This window comes from Flavobacterium aciduliphilum (genome assembly GCF_003268855.1).
In the GTDB taxonomy this organism is placed as follows: Bacteria; Bacteroidota; Bacteroidia; order Flavobacteriales; family Flavobacteriaceae; genus Flavobacterium; species Flavobacterium aciduliphilum.
In genome coordinates this window covers 189,337-205,783 of record NZ_QLSZ01000003.1, presented here as the reverse complement: position 1 = coordinate 205,783, position 16,447 = coordinate 189,337, and the positions used below count along the sequence as shown (strand labels likewise).

At 35.6% G+C, this 16,447-nt stretch carries 14 protein-coding genes, 3 tRNA genes, 1 other RNA gene and 1 pseudogene; 6 read left to right on the top strand and 13 right to left on the bottom strand.

Annotation, left to right across the window (positions count from 1 at the left end):
* Window positions 1–3 precede the first annotated feature (3 nt).
* Window positions 4–513 (bottom strand): DNA polymerase III subunit gamma/tau, encoded by a 510-nt coding sequence (locus CLV55_RS05245; protein WP_245902680.1) that lies wholly within the window; start codon window positions 511–513, stop codon window positions 4–6.
* Between the two features lie 125 nt (window positions 514–638).
* Complete coding sequence (dnaX, locus tag CLV55_RS05240; RefSeq protein WP_112112698.1) at window positions 639–1,721, bottom strand: DNA polymerase III subunit gamma/tau; 1,083 nt, start codon at window positions 1,719–1,721, stop codon at window positions 639–641.
* Between the two features lie 108 nt (window positions 1,722–1,829).
* On the opposite strand from dnaX, the gene rnpB reads away from it, so the two are divergent.
* The 3 genes from rnpB to CLV55_RS05225 all read left to right on the top strand — a co-directional run bounded on the left by rnpB (window position 1,830) and on the right by CLV55_RS05225 (window position 5,033).
* Window positions 1,830–2,170, top strand: an RNA gene (rnpB, locus tag CLV55_RS05235) — RNase P RNA component class A.
* A gap of 52 nt (window positions 2,171–2,222) precedes the next feature.
* Complete coding sequence (gene fabG / locus CLV55_RS05230) at window positions 2,223–2,969, top strand: 3-oxoacyl-[acyl-carrier-protein] reductase (protein ID WP_112112697.1); 747 nt, start codon at window positions 2,223–2,225, stop codon at window positions 2,967–2,969.
* A 27-nt stretch (window positions 2,970–2,996) separates the two neighbouring features.
* The gene (locus CLV55_RS05225) at window positions 2,997–5,033 is read left to right on the top strand and encodes a hypothetical protein (protein ID WP_112112696.1); all 2,037 of its coding nucleotides are present in this window, start codon (window positions 2,997–2,999) and stop codon (window positions 5,031–5,033) included.
* Between the two features lie 69 nt (window positions 5,034–5,102).
* Here the strand turns inward: CLV55_RS05225 and CLV55_RS05220 are convergent, their stop codons facing one another.
* The 7 genes from CLV55_RS05220 to CLV55_RS05190 form a co-directional block, all read right to left on the bottom strand.
* A complete protein-coding gene (locus CLV55_RS05220; protein WP_112112695.1) occupies window positions 5,103–6,122 on the bottom strand; it encodes a transglutaminase domain-containing protein in 1,020 nt (339 codons plus the stop codon).
* On the bottom strand, window positions 6,115–6,840 hold the full coding sequence (locus tag CLV55_RS05215) for a carboxypeptidase-like regulatory domain-containing protein (RefSeq protein ID WP_112112694.1): 726 nt from the start codon (window positions 6,838–6,840) through the stop codon (window positions 6,115–6,117). Before CLV55_RS05215 ends, CLV55_RS05220 begins: the two co-directional genes overlap by 8 nt.
* Window positions 6,841–6,956: 116 nt before the next feature.
* The gene (locus tag CLV55_RS05210; protein ID WP_112112693.1) at window positions 6,957–8,870 is read right to left on the bottom strand and encodes an SPFH domain-containing protein; all 1,914 of its coding nucleotides are present in this window, start codon (window positions 8,868–8,870) and stop codon (window positions 6,957–6,959) included.
* Between the two features lie 311 nt (window positions 8,871–9,181).
* Window positions 9,182–9,895 carry a YebC/PmpR family DNA-binding transcriptional regulator gene (locus CLV55_RS05205; protein ID WP_112112692.1) on the bottom strand — a complete coding sequence of 238 codons (714 nt, stop codon included), beginning with the start codon at window positions 9,893–9,895 and terminating at the stop codon, window positions 9,182–9,184.
* A gap of 72 nt (window positions 9,896–9,967) precedes the next feature.
* Window positions 9,968–11,053: a glycine cleavage system aminomethyltransferase GcvT gene (gcvT, locus tag CLV55_RS05200; RefSeq protein ID WP_112112691.1), complete on the bottom strand. Its 1,086-nt coding sequence runs from the start codon at window positions 11,051–11,053 to the stop codon at window positions 9,968–9,970.
* A 16-nt stretch (window positions 11,054–11,069) separates the two neighbouring features.
* Window positions 11,070–11,831 carry a C40 family peptidase gene (locus CLV55_RS05195; protein ID WP_112112690.1) on the bottom strand — a complete coding sequence of 254 codons (762 nt, stop codon included), beginning with the start codon at window positions 11,829–11,831 and terminating at the stop codon, window positions 11,070–11,072.
* Between the two features lie 20 nt (window positions 11,832–11,851).
* Window positions 11,852–13,030: an acetyl-CoA C-acyltransferase gene (locus CLV55_RS05190; protein ID WP_112112689.1), complete on the bottom strand. Its 1,179-nt coding sequence runs from the start codon at window positions 13,028–13,030 to the stop codon at window positions 11,852–11,854.
* Between the two features lie 249 nt (window positions 13,031–13,279).
* On the opposite strand from CLV55_RS05190, the gene CLV55_RS05185 reads away from it, so the two are divergent.
* The 3 genes from CLV55_RS05185 (at window position 13,280) to CLV55_RS05175 (ending at window position 13,535) form a co-directional block, all read left to right on the top strand.
* A tRNA-Ser gene (locus tag CLV55_RS05185) sits at window positions 13,280–13,363 on the top strand.
* A gap of 9 nt (window positions 13,364–13,372) precedes the next feature.
* Window positions 13,373–13,447: transfer RNA gene (locus tag CLV55_RS05180), tRNA-Pro, on the top strand.
* Window positions 13,448–13,461: 14 nt separating this feature from the next.
* Window positions 13,462–13,535 (top strand) — tRNA-Arg (locus tag CLV55_RS05175).
* A gap of 270 nt (window positions 13,536–13,805) precedes the next feature.
* Here the strand turns inward: CLV55_RS05175 and CLV55_RS05170 are convergent.
* The 4 genes and pseudogenes from CLV55_RS05170 to CLV55_RS13085 all read right to left on the bottom strand — a co-directional run bounded on the left by CLV55_RS05170 (window position 13,806) and on the right by CLV55_RS13085 (window position 16,400).
* Window positions 13,806–14,741, bottom strand: a complete 936-nt coding sequence (locus CLV55_RS05170; RefSeq protein ID WP_112112688.1) for a transglutaminase — start codon at window positions 14,739–14,741, stop codon at window positions 13,806–13,808.
* 20 nt (window positions 14,742–14,761) lie between these two features.
* On the bottom strand, window positions 14,762–15,613 hold the full coding sequence (locus CLV55_RS05165) for a substrate-binding domain-containing protein (protein WP_112112687.1): 852 nt from the start codon (window positions 15,611–15,613) through the stop codon (window positions 14,762–14,764).
* A 15-nt stretch (window positions 15,614–15,628) separates the two neighbouring features.
* On the bottom strand, window positions 15,629–16,183 hold the full coding sequence (locus CLV55_RS05160) for a GNAT family N-acetyltransferase (protein ID WP_112112686.1): 555 nt from the start codon (window positions 16,181–16,183) through the stop codon (window positions 15,629–15,631).
* Window positions 16,183–16,400 (bottom strand): annotated as a pseudogene (locus CLV55_RS13085) (DUF6980 family protein). The gene CLV55_RS05160 and the pseudogene CLV55_RS13085 overlap by 1 nt, the downstream one beginning before the upstream one ends.
* Window positions 16,401–16,447: the final 47 nt, after the last annotated feature.

Genomic DNA, 16,447 nt, shown 5'->3' with positions numbered 1-16,447 from the left:
GATTTATAAATCCAAATCGAATGTTCTTCGTAATAAGTCCAAATGGGGATTAATTTCTTTCAATCGGTTGTATCGATCCTGAGGAGTATAGGCATTTTTGGTGCGTACTTTTTCATTTACAGTAACTTCAATTGTGATGTTGTGGTTGTGTAAATGGCCGCGTAAATAGCCTAACAATTCAGGTTTTGCGCGTTCAAAATCAATTTTAGAACCTTCATTTGGGAGTTCGTAATGAATGATTGTGCCCTCTAATTTAGGATCGCTAATACGCAATAACGATTCCATAATCATTTGTCCTTTATCATTCAATCGTTGCGCATATTTAAACCAAAATTCTAACATCTGTGTTTCTGTAAAGGCTTCTGTTGGAAGTTCTTCAGTAGGTTTTACAGTGCTTTTCTGAACTTCGAGTAATTCTTTTTTAGCTCGAATACTAGACAAAGATAAGGCTGATATTTTGGTTTCCAGACCAACTGTTGTGACCGAATGTGTTGATTGAGTCGGAGTAACCACAGGTGTTGGTATGGGGGTTTCTATTGAAGTTTCAATACTAGGAGGTGCTGAGGGAGTAGGTTCTTCTTTAGGAATTACTAATTCGGTAATCGAATAGGTATTATTCTTGAAATAAGTAGGCGGAATTATAAAGTTAGCTTTTTTTTTTCTCCATCAAAATTGATAGAGCACAATTGCATTAACGTCAATTCGACCAATAAGCGTTGATTTTGAGACGTCTTGTATTTTAAATCACAGTCATTTGCGATTTCGATAGCTTTCAAAAGCAAATCTGAAGGACATTTGTGTGCTTGGGCATGGTACAATTGTTGCGCTTGTTCGCCAACTTCCAACAATGATACAGTTGCTGGATTTTTACACACTAACAAATCTCTAAAATGACTCGCTAAGCCTGCAATGAAATGGTGTCCGTCAAATCCTTTAGCTAGAATGTCATTATACTGTAATAGGATTTGAGGAATATTATTTTCAAGAACGAGATCGGTTATTTTAATATAGGTTTCATAATCCAATACGTTCAGGTTTTCGGTTACCGCTTGACGAGTTAAGGTAGTCCCACAATAGGACACCACTCTGTCGAAGATTGACAATGCATCGCGCATGGCTCCATCGGCTTTTTGTGCAATGATATGCAGTGCATCATCTTCAAAAGCAACACCTTGACTTTTAGCAACTTCTGCCAAGTGTTCTTTTGCATCTTTCACTGTGATTCGTTTGAAATCAAAAATCTGACAACGTGACAAGATGGTCGGTAAGATTTTGTGTTTTTCAGTAGTAGCTAGGATGAAAATGGCATGCTTTGGCGGTTCTTCTAATGTTTTTAGAAAGGCATTAAAAGCCGAAGTTGAAAGCATGTGTACCTCGTCAATAATATAAACTTTATATTGACCCGTTTGAGGAGGGATCCGCACTTGGTCTATGAGGTTTCTAATATCATCTACCGAATTGTTTGAGGCTGCATCCAATTCAAATACATTGAATGCAAAATCTTCAGTAGGATCATCATAACCAGGTTGATTAATTTTTCGAGCTAAGATTCTTGCACAAGTTGTTTTTCCAACACCTCTTGGTCCAGTAAACAATAAGGCTGAGGCTAAATGATTGGTTTCTATAGCGTTTAATAACGTATTTGTAATAGCTTGTTGGCCAACAACATCTTTAAACGTTTGTGGGCGGTATTTACGAGCAGAGACTACAAATTGTTCCATAGATTGAATTTGGTTTACAAATGTAGGTAAAAGTTTAAAAGTTTAAAAATTTAGAACTTTAAAAGTTTGCGAAAGTATTTCCAATACGCATCAATTCATTATCTTTGACCCGCAGACCGCCTTATCGCTTTATGTAGAATAAAGAGGAAAGTCCGGACACCAAAGAGTAGCATAGCGGATAACATCCGTCGGCCCGTTTTGAAGCAATTCAAACCGAGCAAGGACAAGTGCAACAGAAAGGATGTACAGGTAATGCTGTAGTGAAATCAGGTAAACTCTATGCGGTGAAATTTCAAGTATATCGGCTCTTAAGGGTTACTCGCTCGTTGCCGAAGGGTAGAAAGATGGACCTCGAGAGTAATTTCGAGGCTAGATAAATGATAAGGTATTTTTGAAGGGTTTAGGCCTTTTAAGAAGAACAGAATCCGGCTTACAGGTCTGCTTTTTTATTTGAAATTAAGTATATTTGGCTTTTAAAATTAAACAACAAAAATAAACATCATGAAATTACTTGAAGGAAAAGTAGCAATAATTACAGGTGCGAGTAGAGGAATTGGAAGTGGCATTGCCAAAGTATTTGCGCAACATGGCGCCCAAGTGGCTTTTACATACAGCTCATCGGCCGAATCAGCCCTAGTTCTTGAAAACGAATTGAAAGCCATGGGGGTACAAGCAAAAGGATATCAATCGAATGCCGCTGTTTTTAATGAAGCACAAGAATTGGTTGATGCTGTAGTTGCCGACTTTGGAACAGTAGATATTCTTATCAACAACGCTGGAATCACAAAAGATAATTTATTGATGCGCATGAGTGAAGAAGATTTTGATAAGGTAATTGAGGTCAATTTAAAATCAGTCTTTAACATGACTAAAGCGGTTCAAAAAATCATGCTTAAAAACAGAAAAGGTTCTATCGTTAATATGAGTAGTGTAGTAGGGGTAAAGGGAAATGCAGGACAAGCAAACTATGCTGCTTCAAAAGCAGGAATGATAGGTTTTACAAAATCTATCGCACTTGAATTAGGTTCGAGAAACATTCGTTGCAATGCTATTGCGCCTGGGTTTATTGAAACAGAAATGACTGCAAAATTGAGTCCAGAAGTAGTTCAAGGTTGGAGGGATTCTATTCCGCTAAAAAGAGGAGGAACCCCTGAAGATGTAGCCAATACTTGTTTGTATTTTGCTTCCGACATGAGTGCGTATGTTTCTGGACAAGTACTTAACGTTTGTGGAGGGATGCTTACCTAATAAAACCGTGTTGACGAAACGATAGATATGAACCCATCGACCATTTTATTTTTAGTAATATCAGTACTTGTTGCTGGTGGAATATCCTATTTTCAATATTATTATAAAGCTAAGAGCCTGCTTAAAGTTACTAAGCTCTTGGCTTTTTTACGCTTTTTAATTGTCTTCGGAATTTTATTGCTGTTGATTAATCCGATGATTCGTTCGCATACGTATGAAGTTCAAAAGACACCCTTGGCGGTTTTGGTCGATAATTCGAGTTCTATTTTTCATCTTAATGCAAAAAAAACACAACAAGACATCTGTCAAAAATTGCTTTCCAATTCGGAGTTGAAGCGAAAGTTTGACGTTCAAGCATTTGCATTTGATGCCGATTGTAAGCCTTTGAATAAAACAGAAGACATTACGCTCAAAGGAACCCAAACGAATCTTGAAGCCGCTGCAAAAAATGTAAAAAGCATTTACAAAAATACTAAGTACGTTACTGCCTTACTTTCGGATGGGAATCAAACCACAGGAGCGGATTATGTTTTTGGTTTTGATCAAGAAAACAAAGTATATCCTATTGTTTTGGGAGATACAACGACCTATTTAGACTTAAAAATTAGTCGGATTAACGTCAATAAATACGCTTTTCACAAAAACAAATTTCCAGTAGAAGTATTTCTTCAATATGCAGGTACTAAAAACGTGCAGGCTCAATTTTCTATTGCAATAGGCAACGAAAAATTATATACAGAAAAAGTGTTGTTTACACCAGAAAAAAAATCGGTGGTTTTAAACGCTTTGCTTCCAGCTAATGGAACAGGAGTTCAAGTGTATACCGCTTCTATTGTTTCGCTAGAAAAAGAAAAAAACACCTACAACAACAGTAAAAAGTTTGCTGTAGAAATTATAGAACAAAAGACAGAAGTAGCGCTGATTGCAGCGATCAATCACCCCGATTTAGGTGCCTTAAAACGAAGTATTGAATCTAATGCACAACGTAAAGTAACAATACTTAAACCCAATTCTATTAGTGATTTACAGAAATACAATGTGCTGATATTCTACCAACCTAATGCGTCTTTTAAAAGCGTAATGGATAGTAATGCGAAATTAAAAATTAACTCTTGGATTATAACAGGAAATGATACCGATTTCAATTTTTTAAATCAGCAGCAACAGGCAGTCGATTTTAAAATGGCATCGCAAAAAGAAGATTATTTGGCGGTATACAATACTGATTTTAATCTTTTTGCTCTTGATGATTTTGGGTTTGAAGGATTTCCTCCCCTAGAGAATTTATTTGGCAACATCACAGTAAAAAATAATCTCATTCCATTGCTTTCATCCCGTATTCGCAATGTAGATACTGGAGCCCCTTTATTTGCTTTTGAGGAAAATTTAGGAAAACGCAATGCCTTTTTATTTGGTGAAAACCTATGGAAATGGCGTGCTAAAAGTTATGTAGATACTAAGTCGTATGAAAAGTTTGATACGTTTTTGTCAAAAGTAATTCAGTTTTTGGCTTCTAATGATGCTAGAAAGTCCCTTATTGTTAACCATGAACGCTTCTACAATTATGGAGATGCCTTGGAGATTACGGCTCAATATTTTAATAAAAACTATGAATTTGACGACAAAGCCAAGCTGACAATTTCTTTGACGAATAAAAAAACGAAACAAGTAAAAAATTATGACTTACTTAAATCAACCAATTGTTTTAAAGTAAATTTAGACGGACTCACTCCAGGTAGTTATAGTTTTGTGGTGAAAGAATTACAATCCAATACAAGCTATTCAGGCAATTTTGAAATTATCGATTTTGATATTGAAAAGCAATTTGTTAACCCCGATTTAACTAAGTTAAAACAGTTGGCGGTACAAACGAAAGGAGCTATTGTTCTTCCCAATCAAGTAGATGCTTTCATTAAACAATTAATCGATAATACAGAGTATAAAACTATTGAAAAAGAAGTTGTAAAAAATACCCCATTGTTGGATTGGTATTGGATATTGATTGGACTTGTAGTTTTGCTTGGTTTGGAATGGTTTGTTAGGAAGTACAACGGATTGTTGTAGTTTTTTCAATTCGTAAAGAAAATATTATATGTGTTATAACAGTAGATTAGATGTCTTTTAAAGTTTGTACTAAACTCTATTTTTAACTTTTATTACATACGTACAAATAGAATTAAGACCTACATTGAGATGCACATCATAGGTACCTTGATGGGAAAAAAGAAAGGTTATTTTTATTTGATTATTAAGTAAGTGTTCGATTTGAGGTTTAAGAAATTCACTACTACTTCCACAATTAATTTGAATAAAAAGACTACTCAAATCAATCTTTTTTTCATCATATAAAATAAATTGAATTGATTTATTTCGTTCAACTTCCAAATGCATCACTGAAGGTTCTGTATGAAAAATACCATAACGATAAGCAGAGTTATAAATCAAAGGCGCTTTTAAAAACTCGGGCAATGTAATCTTTTTATTTGTCAAAAGCCATGAAGTGTTGATAGGGTAGTGGTCTTTGGCAAACCATTCGGGAGCCGCTAGAAAATACCCATCATTATAATCAAAATCAAATTTAAAGGTGTTCAAATTATAAGCACCACTCGACCAAGTGGCATCACACAAATACCATTTATTATTGAGTTTTACCGCATTCCAAGAATGATTCGGAAACCGTAATTCAGAAGTTTCCATGCTTTCATTCCGACCATAACCATCCACAATTTCACAATCAATAGCTGCCAAATTGGCTAAGCTTTTCACTAGATAGGCATAACCCGTGCAAATTGTTTTTTTCTCTTTCAATAGTTTTTTAAACACTTGACCGCTAAAAGCAGTATTCCATCGGTGTTGTTCCAAACTATCTTTTTGATGTTTTCTTCTTTTAGATAAATTTTTAAGGCAACCGCTATAATCACTTTCAATGTTGGTGCTTACCCATGTATAGATGGCTCTAAATTTTTCTACATCGGTGGGCAGTGTATGAGTAAGTTGATAAGCCAACTCGGGCAGATTTGATAAATCATCACCCTTATGAGCATAGGCAACAGCATCGGCATTTTTAAAATTCACATTTTTAAAATCCGAAACTTGTGCCTCAATACGATAAGTGCTTATAAGGGTAATGACTAAAAAAATCCACTTATTCATTCGTAAACAATGATTTTATTCTTTGAAAGAAAGTTCGTTTAGAATGATACACTTTATTTGTTGCCACTTCTCCCATCATCACGATTTCTGAATTTTCTAACGTTACATGGCTAATCATTGTTAACGAATGATTTTCAGAAATCACTTTTATTTCTTTGTTTTTATACCCCATGTAGGATACCAATAATACATCACCAGCTTCCAATTTTTTCGGAAAGATAAATTTCCCATCTGCATCCGTTTGCGTACCGATGTTTTGGTTTTTCAAATAGATGTTAGCCTTAGCCAAAGGTCCCAACTTGTCTGAGACAGTACCAGTAACAGTAATTTTATCAGTAGTGGTAGCCGAAGCATTGTCTTTTTTAGACACAACACTTTCTTTTGTAATTGGGGTATTGGTTTTCTCTTGAGCATAGGAATGGGTCAAAGACAATAACGATACAAGAGAAAGTCCAAACAGACTGGATACCCAACTGGTTCTTCTGCTTTTTGAAGAAAGTTCAGAAGGAGAATAGCTTTTCAATTGTGATTCAAGAAATAAACCACAAGTTTTACTTTTTTCAGTGCTAAAGTAGTTTAGAATTTCATCGTCACTCATTGCTGTAAAATCTACAACATTTTTTTGGCAGGAATTACAGTAACCTCCATTTACTGTTTTTGTAAAGGTTTTAAAATCCTCAGCACAAGGTTTGTCGATTTGAATGTTAAATTTTTCCATCTTTTTTACTATTAAGGTTTCTTATATAGAGACCTCATTTTGTAAAAGGTTGGGAGGAGGGTTAAAAAAAACCGCTTTGCTTTCACAAAACGGATTTTAAGTTATTCAGAAACTACTTATTTCTTTTTAGATTCTTCTTTGGTGTCGCTTTTCGCGTCCATCATTTCCATCAACTTCATTCCTAATAAACCACTGATACCACCTTCAGAACCATTAGTTCCAGAAATTAATACATCTGGAATTACTTTGATGTTTCCTTTAGCAATCTCTTCTGTGATTTTATATTTCGTAAAGTTATCACCACCCATAGCTGACACTTGCAATTGATACGCTTCCGCAGTCGATTTACCAATCGCCATGATCTTTTCAGCTTCTGCCAAACCAGTTTTAGAGATTTTCTCTGCCTCAGCACTAGCATTTAATTTGGTAGCTTCGGCTTGTGCTCCAGCTCTTGCTTTGGTCGCTTCAGCTTCGGCTTGTGCTCTCATTTTGGTCGCTTCAGCTTCTGCATTTACATTCAATTTCAAACTGGTAGCATCTCCTTCCGCTTTTTTAACGGTAGCATCAGCTGTTCTTTGAGCAATTTCCACACTTTGAGAAGCACGTACGATTTCTTTTTGCATATCCGCAATCGCCGTTTCTTTCTCCATCCCTTGACGTTGCTCTTGCGCCATTTTTTGGGTTTGATACGTTTTTTGCTCTTCTTCTGCAATCTTTCTATCAGTCAATGTTTTCATTAATGAATCCGGTGGAACGATGTCACCAATCAAGGTATCAACTGCATTCACATTGTATTCGTCTAACACCACTTTGATATGGTTTTTAGCCGATTCTTGACGTTCTTTACGAGTACTCAAGAACGAAATTACATCGCTTTCTTGCGCCGAGTTTCTAAAATAGTTACCAATGGTTGGCTCTAATACTTGTGAAACCAAGTTGGTCATGCTTCCAAAACGCGCAATTACTTTAGGTGCCTCATTGGCTGGCACATGGATAATTTGTGAAACGTCTAGGTTGAATGGGAAACCATCTTTAGAACGTACCGTAATCGTTGATAAATTATGGTCCAAATTGTGTGATTCACTTCGAGCATCTGCCCAGTTCAATACTAGGTTGGTAGTTGGAACAGGCTCTAGCTTGGTTGTGTATTTATTCAAAGCATACTTACCAGGTCCTAGTGGCTCCATCCACACCCCACGTTGTCCTTTAGAAACAATGTTACCGTGTTTGAAATGTTCTCCAGTCAAATCTTGTCCGTCTTCACCAATGTATGAAATGACAACACCTACATACCCAATAGGCACATCCGTCATGGGAATTTGCTCAATTTGAACTGCCCATGAGTTGATGTAATACGAACCTGCCAACATCACTTGAGGTTGCAAACCACGATTACCTCCTTGACCTAAAAAGGCATCAAAGTCTTGGAAGTTATTGTGTCCGTCCACAAATTTACCAGCAATTTGACCAATCGGAATAGGTTCTCCATCTAAAGCTGTAGCAATACCCACCATGTTCTCAAATATCTTGATTTGATCGACAATGACAATTTCGAATAAGAACGTATTGATACGATACGAACCGGTGGTGATAAAAGCCGTCTGACGTCCTTTTTGCCCCCCATTATTCAAGAAAGCTGTAGCGTCTTGAAAGTTGTCACTATCTACTTTACGCGCTAAGATTCTACCTGTTGGAATTTCCTTTCCGTCTTTACTCAAGACCAACCCAATTTTACCTTCAGGAATGATGGTAAATGGTGTCATGTCTATCGAATATTGCCAAATCCATTTCATCCAATAAAGTCCTGGAGCTAATGTTTGTGCTTGAAAACCGGCTTCGCCTTTAGTAGCAATGATACGTCCGTCGGGTAGGGATTTATCAGCACCAAACAACACGAATTTTTTGGTTACCAACCCAATTTTATCCTCTGGAACAATTACCATTCCGAAGAAGACTCTTAAAACAAACTTGTAAAATAAGATGGATAAAACAAGCAAAAATACCCAGCAATACGCAAAAACTGATGTCATAATTATAGTTATTAAAATTGAATAGTGTTAATGATTTTTAAAAATAAGTTATAGAAAAATAGTGTAAGTTCACTTTACTAATGGGAATTCAAAATACTAGATGAATTATTTTTTGAAGTTACAACACATTTGGTGTCATTTTAGAATAGCATTACCTTTTAAAAATCTGTTATTATACGAAAGCCCCCTTCAAATGTTACAAATTTTTAATACAATTATTTTTACAAAAGAGAAAAGTGGTTGATTATAAATAAAATAAAAAATCCGTTCTGCTTTCACAAACGGATTTCTATTTTAATATAAGATTCTTGTTAGGCTTCTACCATGGTGTGGTAAACATTCATAACATCATCATCTTCTTCTATTTTCTCTAATAATTTCTCCACATCAGCTACTTGCTCTGGAGTAAGCTCTTTAGTGATTTGTGGAATTCTTTCAAATCCTGAAGATAAGATTTCAATATTTCGGTTTTCCAATTCTCTTTGAATCGCACCAAAACTTTCGAATGGAGCATACATCAAGATACCATCTTCATCAGCAAAGATTTCTTCTACCCCAAAATCAATCATCTCTAATTCTAACTCTTCCACATCTTGCCCTTCAGCTGGAATACGGAAATTACAGGTGTGGTCAAACATGAATTCTACCGAACCTTGTGTTCCCATAGTACCATTACACTTGTTAAAATAACTTCGGATGTTGGCAACCGTTCGGTTGTTGTTATCGGTAGCCGTTTCAATCAAAATGGCAATTCCGTGAGGGGCATATCCTTCAAATAACACTTCTTTATAGTTGGCAGTGTCTTTGTCAGAGGCTTTTTTGATCGCGCGTTCTACGTTATCTTTAGGCATATTTGCCGATTTAGCATTCTGAATAACCGCTCTTAAACGCGAATTGGTTTCTGGATTTGGACCGCCTTCTTTCACGGCCATTACAATATCTTTTCCAATACGAGTAAACGTTTTTGCCATTGCTGACCAACGTTTCATTTTACGTGCTTTTCTAAATTCAAACGCTCTTCCCATTTCTAAGAATATATTTTAGTTTAATTTTAATCGATGCAAAAGTACTTCTTTCGTTACAATATCAAAAGAAACTTACCCTTTTTTATAAAATGGCATTTTTACCACTTTAGCCGCAATTTTTTTATCTCTAATCACAATATAAATCTCGGAGTCTACAGCAGAGAAAGCGGTTTTTACATACCCCATACCAATAGCTTTACCTAAACTTGGCGCTTGCGTTCCAGAAGTTACAATACCAATATTGTTGCCCTCTGCATCCACAATTTCGTAGTCATGACGAGGAATACCTCGGTCAATCAATTCAAAGCCTACCAATTTTCTTGAAACCCCTGCTTCTTTTTGTGCTTTTAAGTTGGCCGAATTGGTAAACTCTTTGTCAAATTTAGTAATCCAACCCAAACCTGCTTCTAATGGAGAAGTAGTATCGTTGATGTCGTTTCCATACAAACAGAATCCCATTTCTAAACGTAACGTATCACGTGCCGCTAAACCAATAGGTTTGATTCCATAAGTCGCTCCAGCTTCGAATACTTTGTTCCAAATGGTCTCGGCATCTTCATTTTTGAAATAAATCTCAAAACCTCCAGAACCCGTATATCCTGTGGCAGAAACGGTAATATTTTGTAATCCAGCAAAATCCTCAATCTGGAATGAATAGTAGGGCATGTTAGCTAAATCAATAGACGTTAGTGATTGCATAGCTTCCGCTGCTTTTGGACCTTGAATGGCTAGTAACGAATACGTATCAGAAGCATTAATCATTTCTACACCCAAATCATTGTGAGACGAAATCCAATTCCAATCTTTTTCAATGTTCGAAGCATTTACTACCAACATATAGTGGTTGTCGGCAATTTTATAAACAATCAAATCATCCACAATACCGCCTTCATTATTAGGTAAGCAAGAATATTGCGCTTTACCATCCACTAATTTTGAAGCGTCATTAGAAGTTACTTTTTGAATTAAAGCCAACGCATTTTCACCTTTAAGGAAGAATTCACCCATGTGAGAGACATCAAAAACACCTACACCATTTCTAACGGTTTCATGTTCGATGTTTACACCTTCATACGAAACGGGCATGTTGTATCCTGCAAAAGGAACCATTTTGGCACCAAGTTTTTCATGGATGTGTGTTAATGCAGTATTTTTCATTTTTATAAAAATCTTTTTAAATTATTTTTTTGATGACACGCAATCGATGTGTGTGTCTATTTTGTTCTGTGTTAAAGATGCCTAAATGATCTAATCGGTCAATTCTAACTTTTCCACTAGCGTGAATAATGTAGTTGTTTTCTAGAATAATTCCCACATGAATGATAGTTCCTTCTTCATTATCAAAAAAAGCTAAATCTCCTGGCTCACTCTCTTCAATAAAACTTAATACTTCTCCTTGTGTAGCTTGTTGCGAAGCATCGCGCAATAATTTATAACCATTTAGTTTATAAACCATTTGTGTAAATCCAGAACAATCGATTCCAAAAGGTGTTTTTCCACCCCATAAATAAGGCGCATTTAGGTATAAATAAGCGGTTTCTACTAGCTTTGTTTTTGAGGTAATTCCACATGTTTTTAAGCCCTCAAAAATATATTTGTTTACATTGATGTCTTCGTGATGTAAAAAAGATAGAGAAGCACCAAGGGTGATGGGAATTAGTTCATTTTTTGTCCCAAAAATATACTCTACAAGGTCAGCATTCAAAAGAATGGTATCTTGATTTAATCGGTCATACTGTTCTTTAGAGATGATTTGATATTGTTTGGAATCCACCCAACCCTCATAATTATCGTAATGCAATCTAATTTTCGACCATTGTTTATCTTGTTCTAAAATCTCAAAATGCTCTCCAAACAAGACTTGTGACACTATTTCACTGCGGTCACTAGGTTCAAATCGAAGAGGAATGGAAGATAAATTACAAAGCGCAAACATGGTCTGTATTTAGATTCAAATTAAGCTTTTTCAATAACAATAGCAGAGGCTCCACCGCCACCATTACAAATTGCAGCAGCTCCTATTTTGGCATTATTTTGTTCTAAGACATTAATTAATGTTACGACTATTCGTGCACCAGAACAACCCAGAGGATGTCCTAGAGATACCGCTCCACCATTCACATTAACTTTGTCATTTGGCAATCCTAACAGTTTTACATTTGCTAAGCCTACCACCGAAAACGCTTCATTAAATTCGAAGAAGTCAACGTCATTGATAGAGAGTCCAGCTTTATCCAATGCTTTTGGTAACGCTTTGGCAGGGGCAGTGGTAAACCATTTAGGTTCTTGTGCAGCATCAGCATACGATTTGACATACGCTAAAGGTTTTAAACCAAGTGCTTGTGCTTTTTCTTCGCTCATAAGAATAAGAGCAGCTGCTCCATCGTTTATGGTAGATGCGTTAGCCGCCGTAACAGTACCTTCTTTAGTAAAGACAGGGTTTAATGATGGAATTTTATCTAGTTTTACGTTTGTAAATTCTTCATCTTTAGTAAATAAGATAGGATCTCCTTTGCGCTGTGGGATAGCAACAGGAACAACTTCGTTATCAAATTTGCCCGCTTCCCAAGCTTTTGCTGAACGCTCATAAGATTGAATAGCAAAGGCATCTTGTGCTTCACGAGAAATACCATGTTCAGAGGCACATAAATCTGCAGAAACTCCCATGGCATTGTTATCGTATGCATCAGTTAATCCGTCTTTTTGCATGCCGTCAAGCATTGAAGTCGGACCAAATTTTACGCCATTTCGCATTTGAACATAGTGAGGAATCAAACTCATGTTTTCCATCCCTCCTGCAATAACGATTTCAGCATCCCCTGTTTGTATGGCTTGAGAGGCTAACATAATAGCTTTCATTCCAGAGGCACAAACTTTATTTACTGTGGTACACACAACCTCGTTGGTAAGTCCAGCAAAAAGAGCGGCTTGTCTGGCTGGTGCTTGTCCTACACCTGCTTGAACAACATTACCCATATATACTTCGTCGACCAATTTTGGGTCTAAATTTATTTTACTTAGCGCTCCTTTAATAGCTGCAGCTCCCAGATGTGGAGCTGAAACACTTGATAAAGAACCCATAAAGCTTCCAATAGGAGTTCGAACTGCCGAAACGATTACTACTTTTTTATTCATAATATTATTTGTTGTTTGTTTGTTATGCAAAGCTACTCTTTTTTGCTGATAATCCGATTTTGTAATTGAAATAATATAAAGATAATTTTTTTCTTAATTTTTGAAGGTTTCTATTTAATTGATTATTAAGTTGTTCTTGAAAAAATGATTTTTTTTATAAAAAAACACAGGAAAATGTTGTAAATATTATAGAGTTACTATACATTTGCAACCGCTTAAAAGGAATATTTCTTTTGAGTAGAAAAAATAGGAGAGGTGCCGGAGTGGTAACGGAGCAGATTGCTAATCTGTCGACGGGTAACCGTCGCCAGGGTTCGAGTCCCTGTCTCTCCGCTTTTTTTTCGGGGTGTAGCGTAGCCCGGTTATCGCGCCTGCTTTGGGAGCAGGAGGTCGCAGGTTCGAATCCTGCCACCCCGACATATTCATTTAATGGTCTCATAGCTCAGCTGGATAGAGCAACTGCCTTCTAAGCAGTAGGTCGAAGGTTCGAATCCTTCTGAGATCACTTGTACCAATGACCCCTAAATTTAGTTTTAGGGGTTATTTTTTACAAAATATTTGATGTGAAAAACATTAAAAAATCGGTTACTTCTTTGGAAAACAAGTCTATAGAGTTCACTTCTACCAATAGCCCCTAAATTTAGTTTTAGGGGTTATTTTTTTCACTATCCTGAAAATGTAAAAATATTAAAATTCTATATATTTTTTTCAAAATAAGTATTGTAGATTTGCACATGAAGTCTCTTTTTTAGTATTTTACATATATGTTTCTAGCTTAATACTCTAGAGTTAAGGCTCCTAAAACTTCTTCTCTCAAGAAAGGGCCACCTGGATATTTTGCAGTATAGTCAAGATTTAACCAAATCTTTCCTCTTTCGTCTATATGATAATACAATACTTTTCCTTTACTTTCATTAGGGAAAAGTTCCTTTTTTATAAGAAAAGTAACCATTTCCATATCTGATTTACTACCAATCAACAGCTCCGGATAAATGTGTCCTTGTGTGTGAATTAATCTCGGAACCCCACCGATAGCTCTTATACTTGCTGCCATTAAGATGGAATGATCATCACAATCGCCTGACAAATATTGTATAGATTCGCTGGCGCTTGCAAAATATTCTTCTCCTTTTGGATCTCTTACATAATTCCAATGACTGTTGATTTCTTTGAATACAGCCAAACATTGAATCAGTGTTAGATAATTGCTATGGCCTTTTATATTTTTAAAATATTTGTTGACCGACATCAAAGCAAAGTTTCTCACCTTTGGATTTTCGTAGTCAATCGCATGGATTATTTTAGACTTGTTAGGAAAAGGTAATAATTTATCTATAATGATATCTTGCGGATATTGATTTTCAGACATATTATACAGCAGGGATTGATAGTCTTCAAACACACGTTCAAAACCATAACCTCCTTTTAAAGTGCCATATAAAAGAATTACTACATAAGCAAAAACACTAAGTAACGTGATGCGTCTCATGGCTTGCAGAATACACTGAAAAATAAGAAGAATAAGAATAAATATTAAAATTCTATCGGCTTTATAATACCAATTAAAAGCAATTATATTGTGATGTACAATAATAAAAACGGGAATTGTAAAGAGTACATTTAAGATAAATATAATGACGTAATCCCAAGGTTTTTTTACCGTGAGTTTATTTTTAAGTTTTAAATAATAAAGCGAAATTTTTTCAAACATTTCTTCTGAAATGTAACGGTTTAAAGCGAGTATATTAAATTTGAAACAGGTATTTTATGCTCTATGATTTTCATGTTAAACAATTGATTTTGAATTTTTTCAACTACATCATTAGTAAGACTATCTTGACCCCAATGTGTCAAAGAAAGCCATGCACGAATATCGTCTTGTTTTTGCTGAAAGGTATTAGATAAAATCTCTTCAATAAACGGAATTTCTTTAAAGTTTGATGTTACTGAATTGATAATCGACAAAACTATTTCTAACGAATTTTTTTCCTCTTGTATAAATTCCTCACGCACTGAAATGACAAAACTAGGCCAAGGCGTAGGACAATCGGAAATCCATCTAAAAACACCTTGATCTACAAGGGGTTTAGTCATGAATTTTTCCCACATAAAATAATCAGTTTTCCCTTGCTCTAAAGCTTCAACGGCACCTTCAACAGTATGTACCACTTCAAATTGTAACTGATCTGTATTCCACCCTTGTTGCAGAGCATTTACAATAGCCATAAGATGAGACCCCGAACCATAGCGAGAAATGGCAACTTTTTTATCTTGTAGGTCTTCAAGGGAGAAATAGTTGGATGATGCATGTACATGAATTCCCCAAAGTAGGGGACTATTTACATAACTTTGGACAATTCTACTTGGATTTCCATTGACAATATCTTTTATGATGCCTTCTGTCAAAATTACGGCAATATCGACAACTCCCTCGCGCAACATTTGACACATTTTTCCTGTGCCTTCAGGAACATCTGTCCAAGTAACAGCTAATCCTGCATCTTGAAATTTATGTTCCGCAAGTGCCATTTTCCAGGGATGATTAAAGTGTTCTGGTACTCCAGCGATTCGTATAGTTTTCATGAGTTCGTAAAGTAGTTAAAGCATTTGCTTTTGGGTTTCGTATTTTGTTTTTTCTAATTGCCACCATTTCCAAGTAACTCCATCTTTATCAGGATAATCTTCAACGAAGTCAAACCCCACCTTTTGTAATACGTGGTTAGAGGCTCCATTGAGAGTATGGGTATAGGCATTCATTTCTGTAATCCCCATTTTGTTAAAACCATAAGCTAACCATGCAATAGAGGCTTCGGTAGCATAACCTTTATTCCAAAATTTTTCATCTAAACGATACCCATAATCATAAAAATTGGTTTTTCCATTTTCTACATGATCCGTAATGTATTTGATTCCAGTCCAACCAATAAATTCTCCTGTTTCTTTTAAAATTGTAGCAAATCGTCCAATCTTGTTTTCATCATATTGTTTGTGGATGTATTCGATTATTTTTATGGTTTCTGTAAGTTCTTGTGTTGGATTTTGCCACAAATAGCGATGCACCCTAGGATTACAATCCATGGCAAACATGGCTTCAGCATCTGAAAATGAGAGCGGTCTTAGGAGTAAACGTTTGGTTTCTAGTATTAAATCCATTATAAATCAAGTTTTTTTTTCTTTAATTTATTTCCACACCAAGGACAATATTTTATTTTGAGATAAGAACTTCCGCCATCATGAATAATTAGACCAAACTTTTTCTTTTTTTTGAACTATAAATCACAGCATCAGGACAATCAAAAGGATTTTTATGGATATCACATTTGTAATTTATGTGATATTTCATTGTTTCACAACATGCTTCTTTTTCCATAAATTATAATGACTTTTTTACTACTTCAAAATTAAAATTTGTAATTC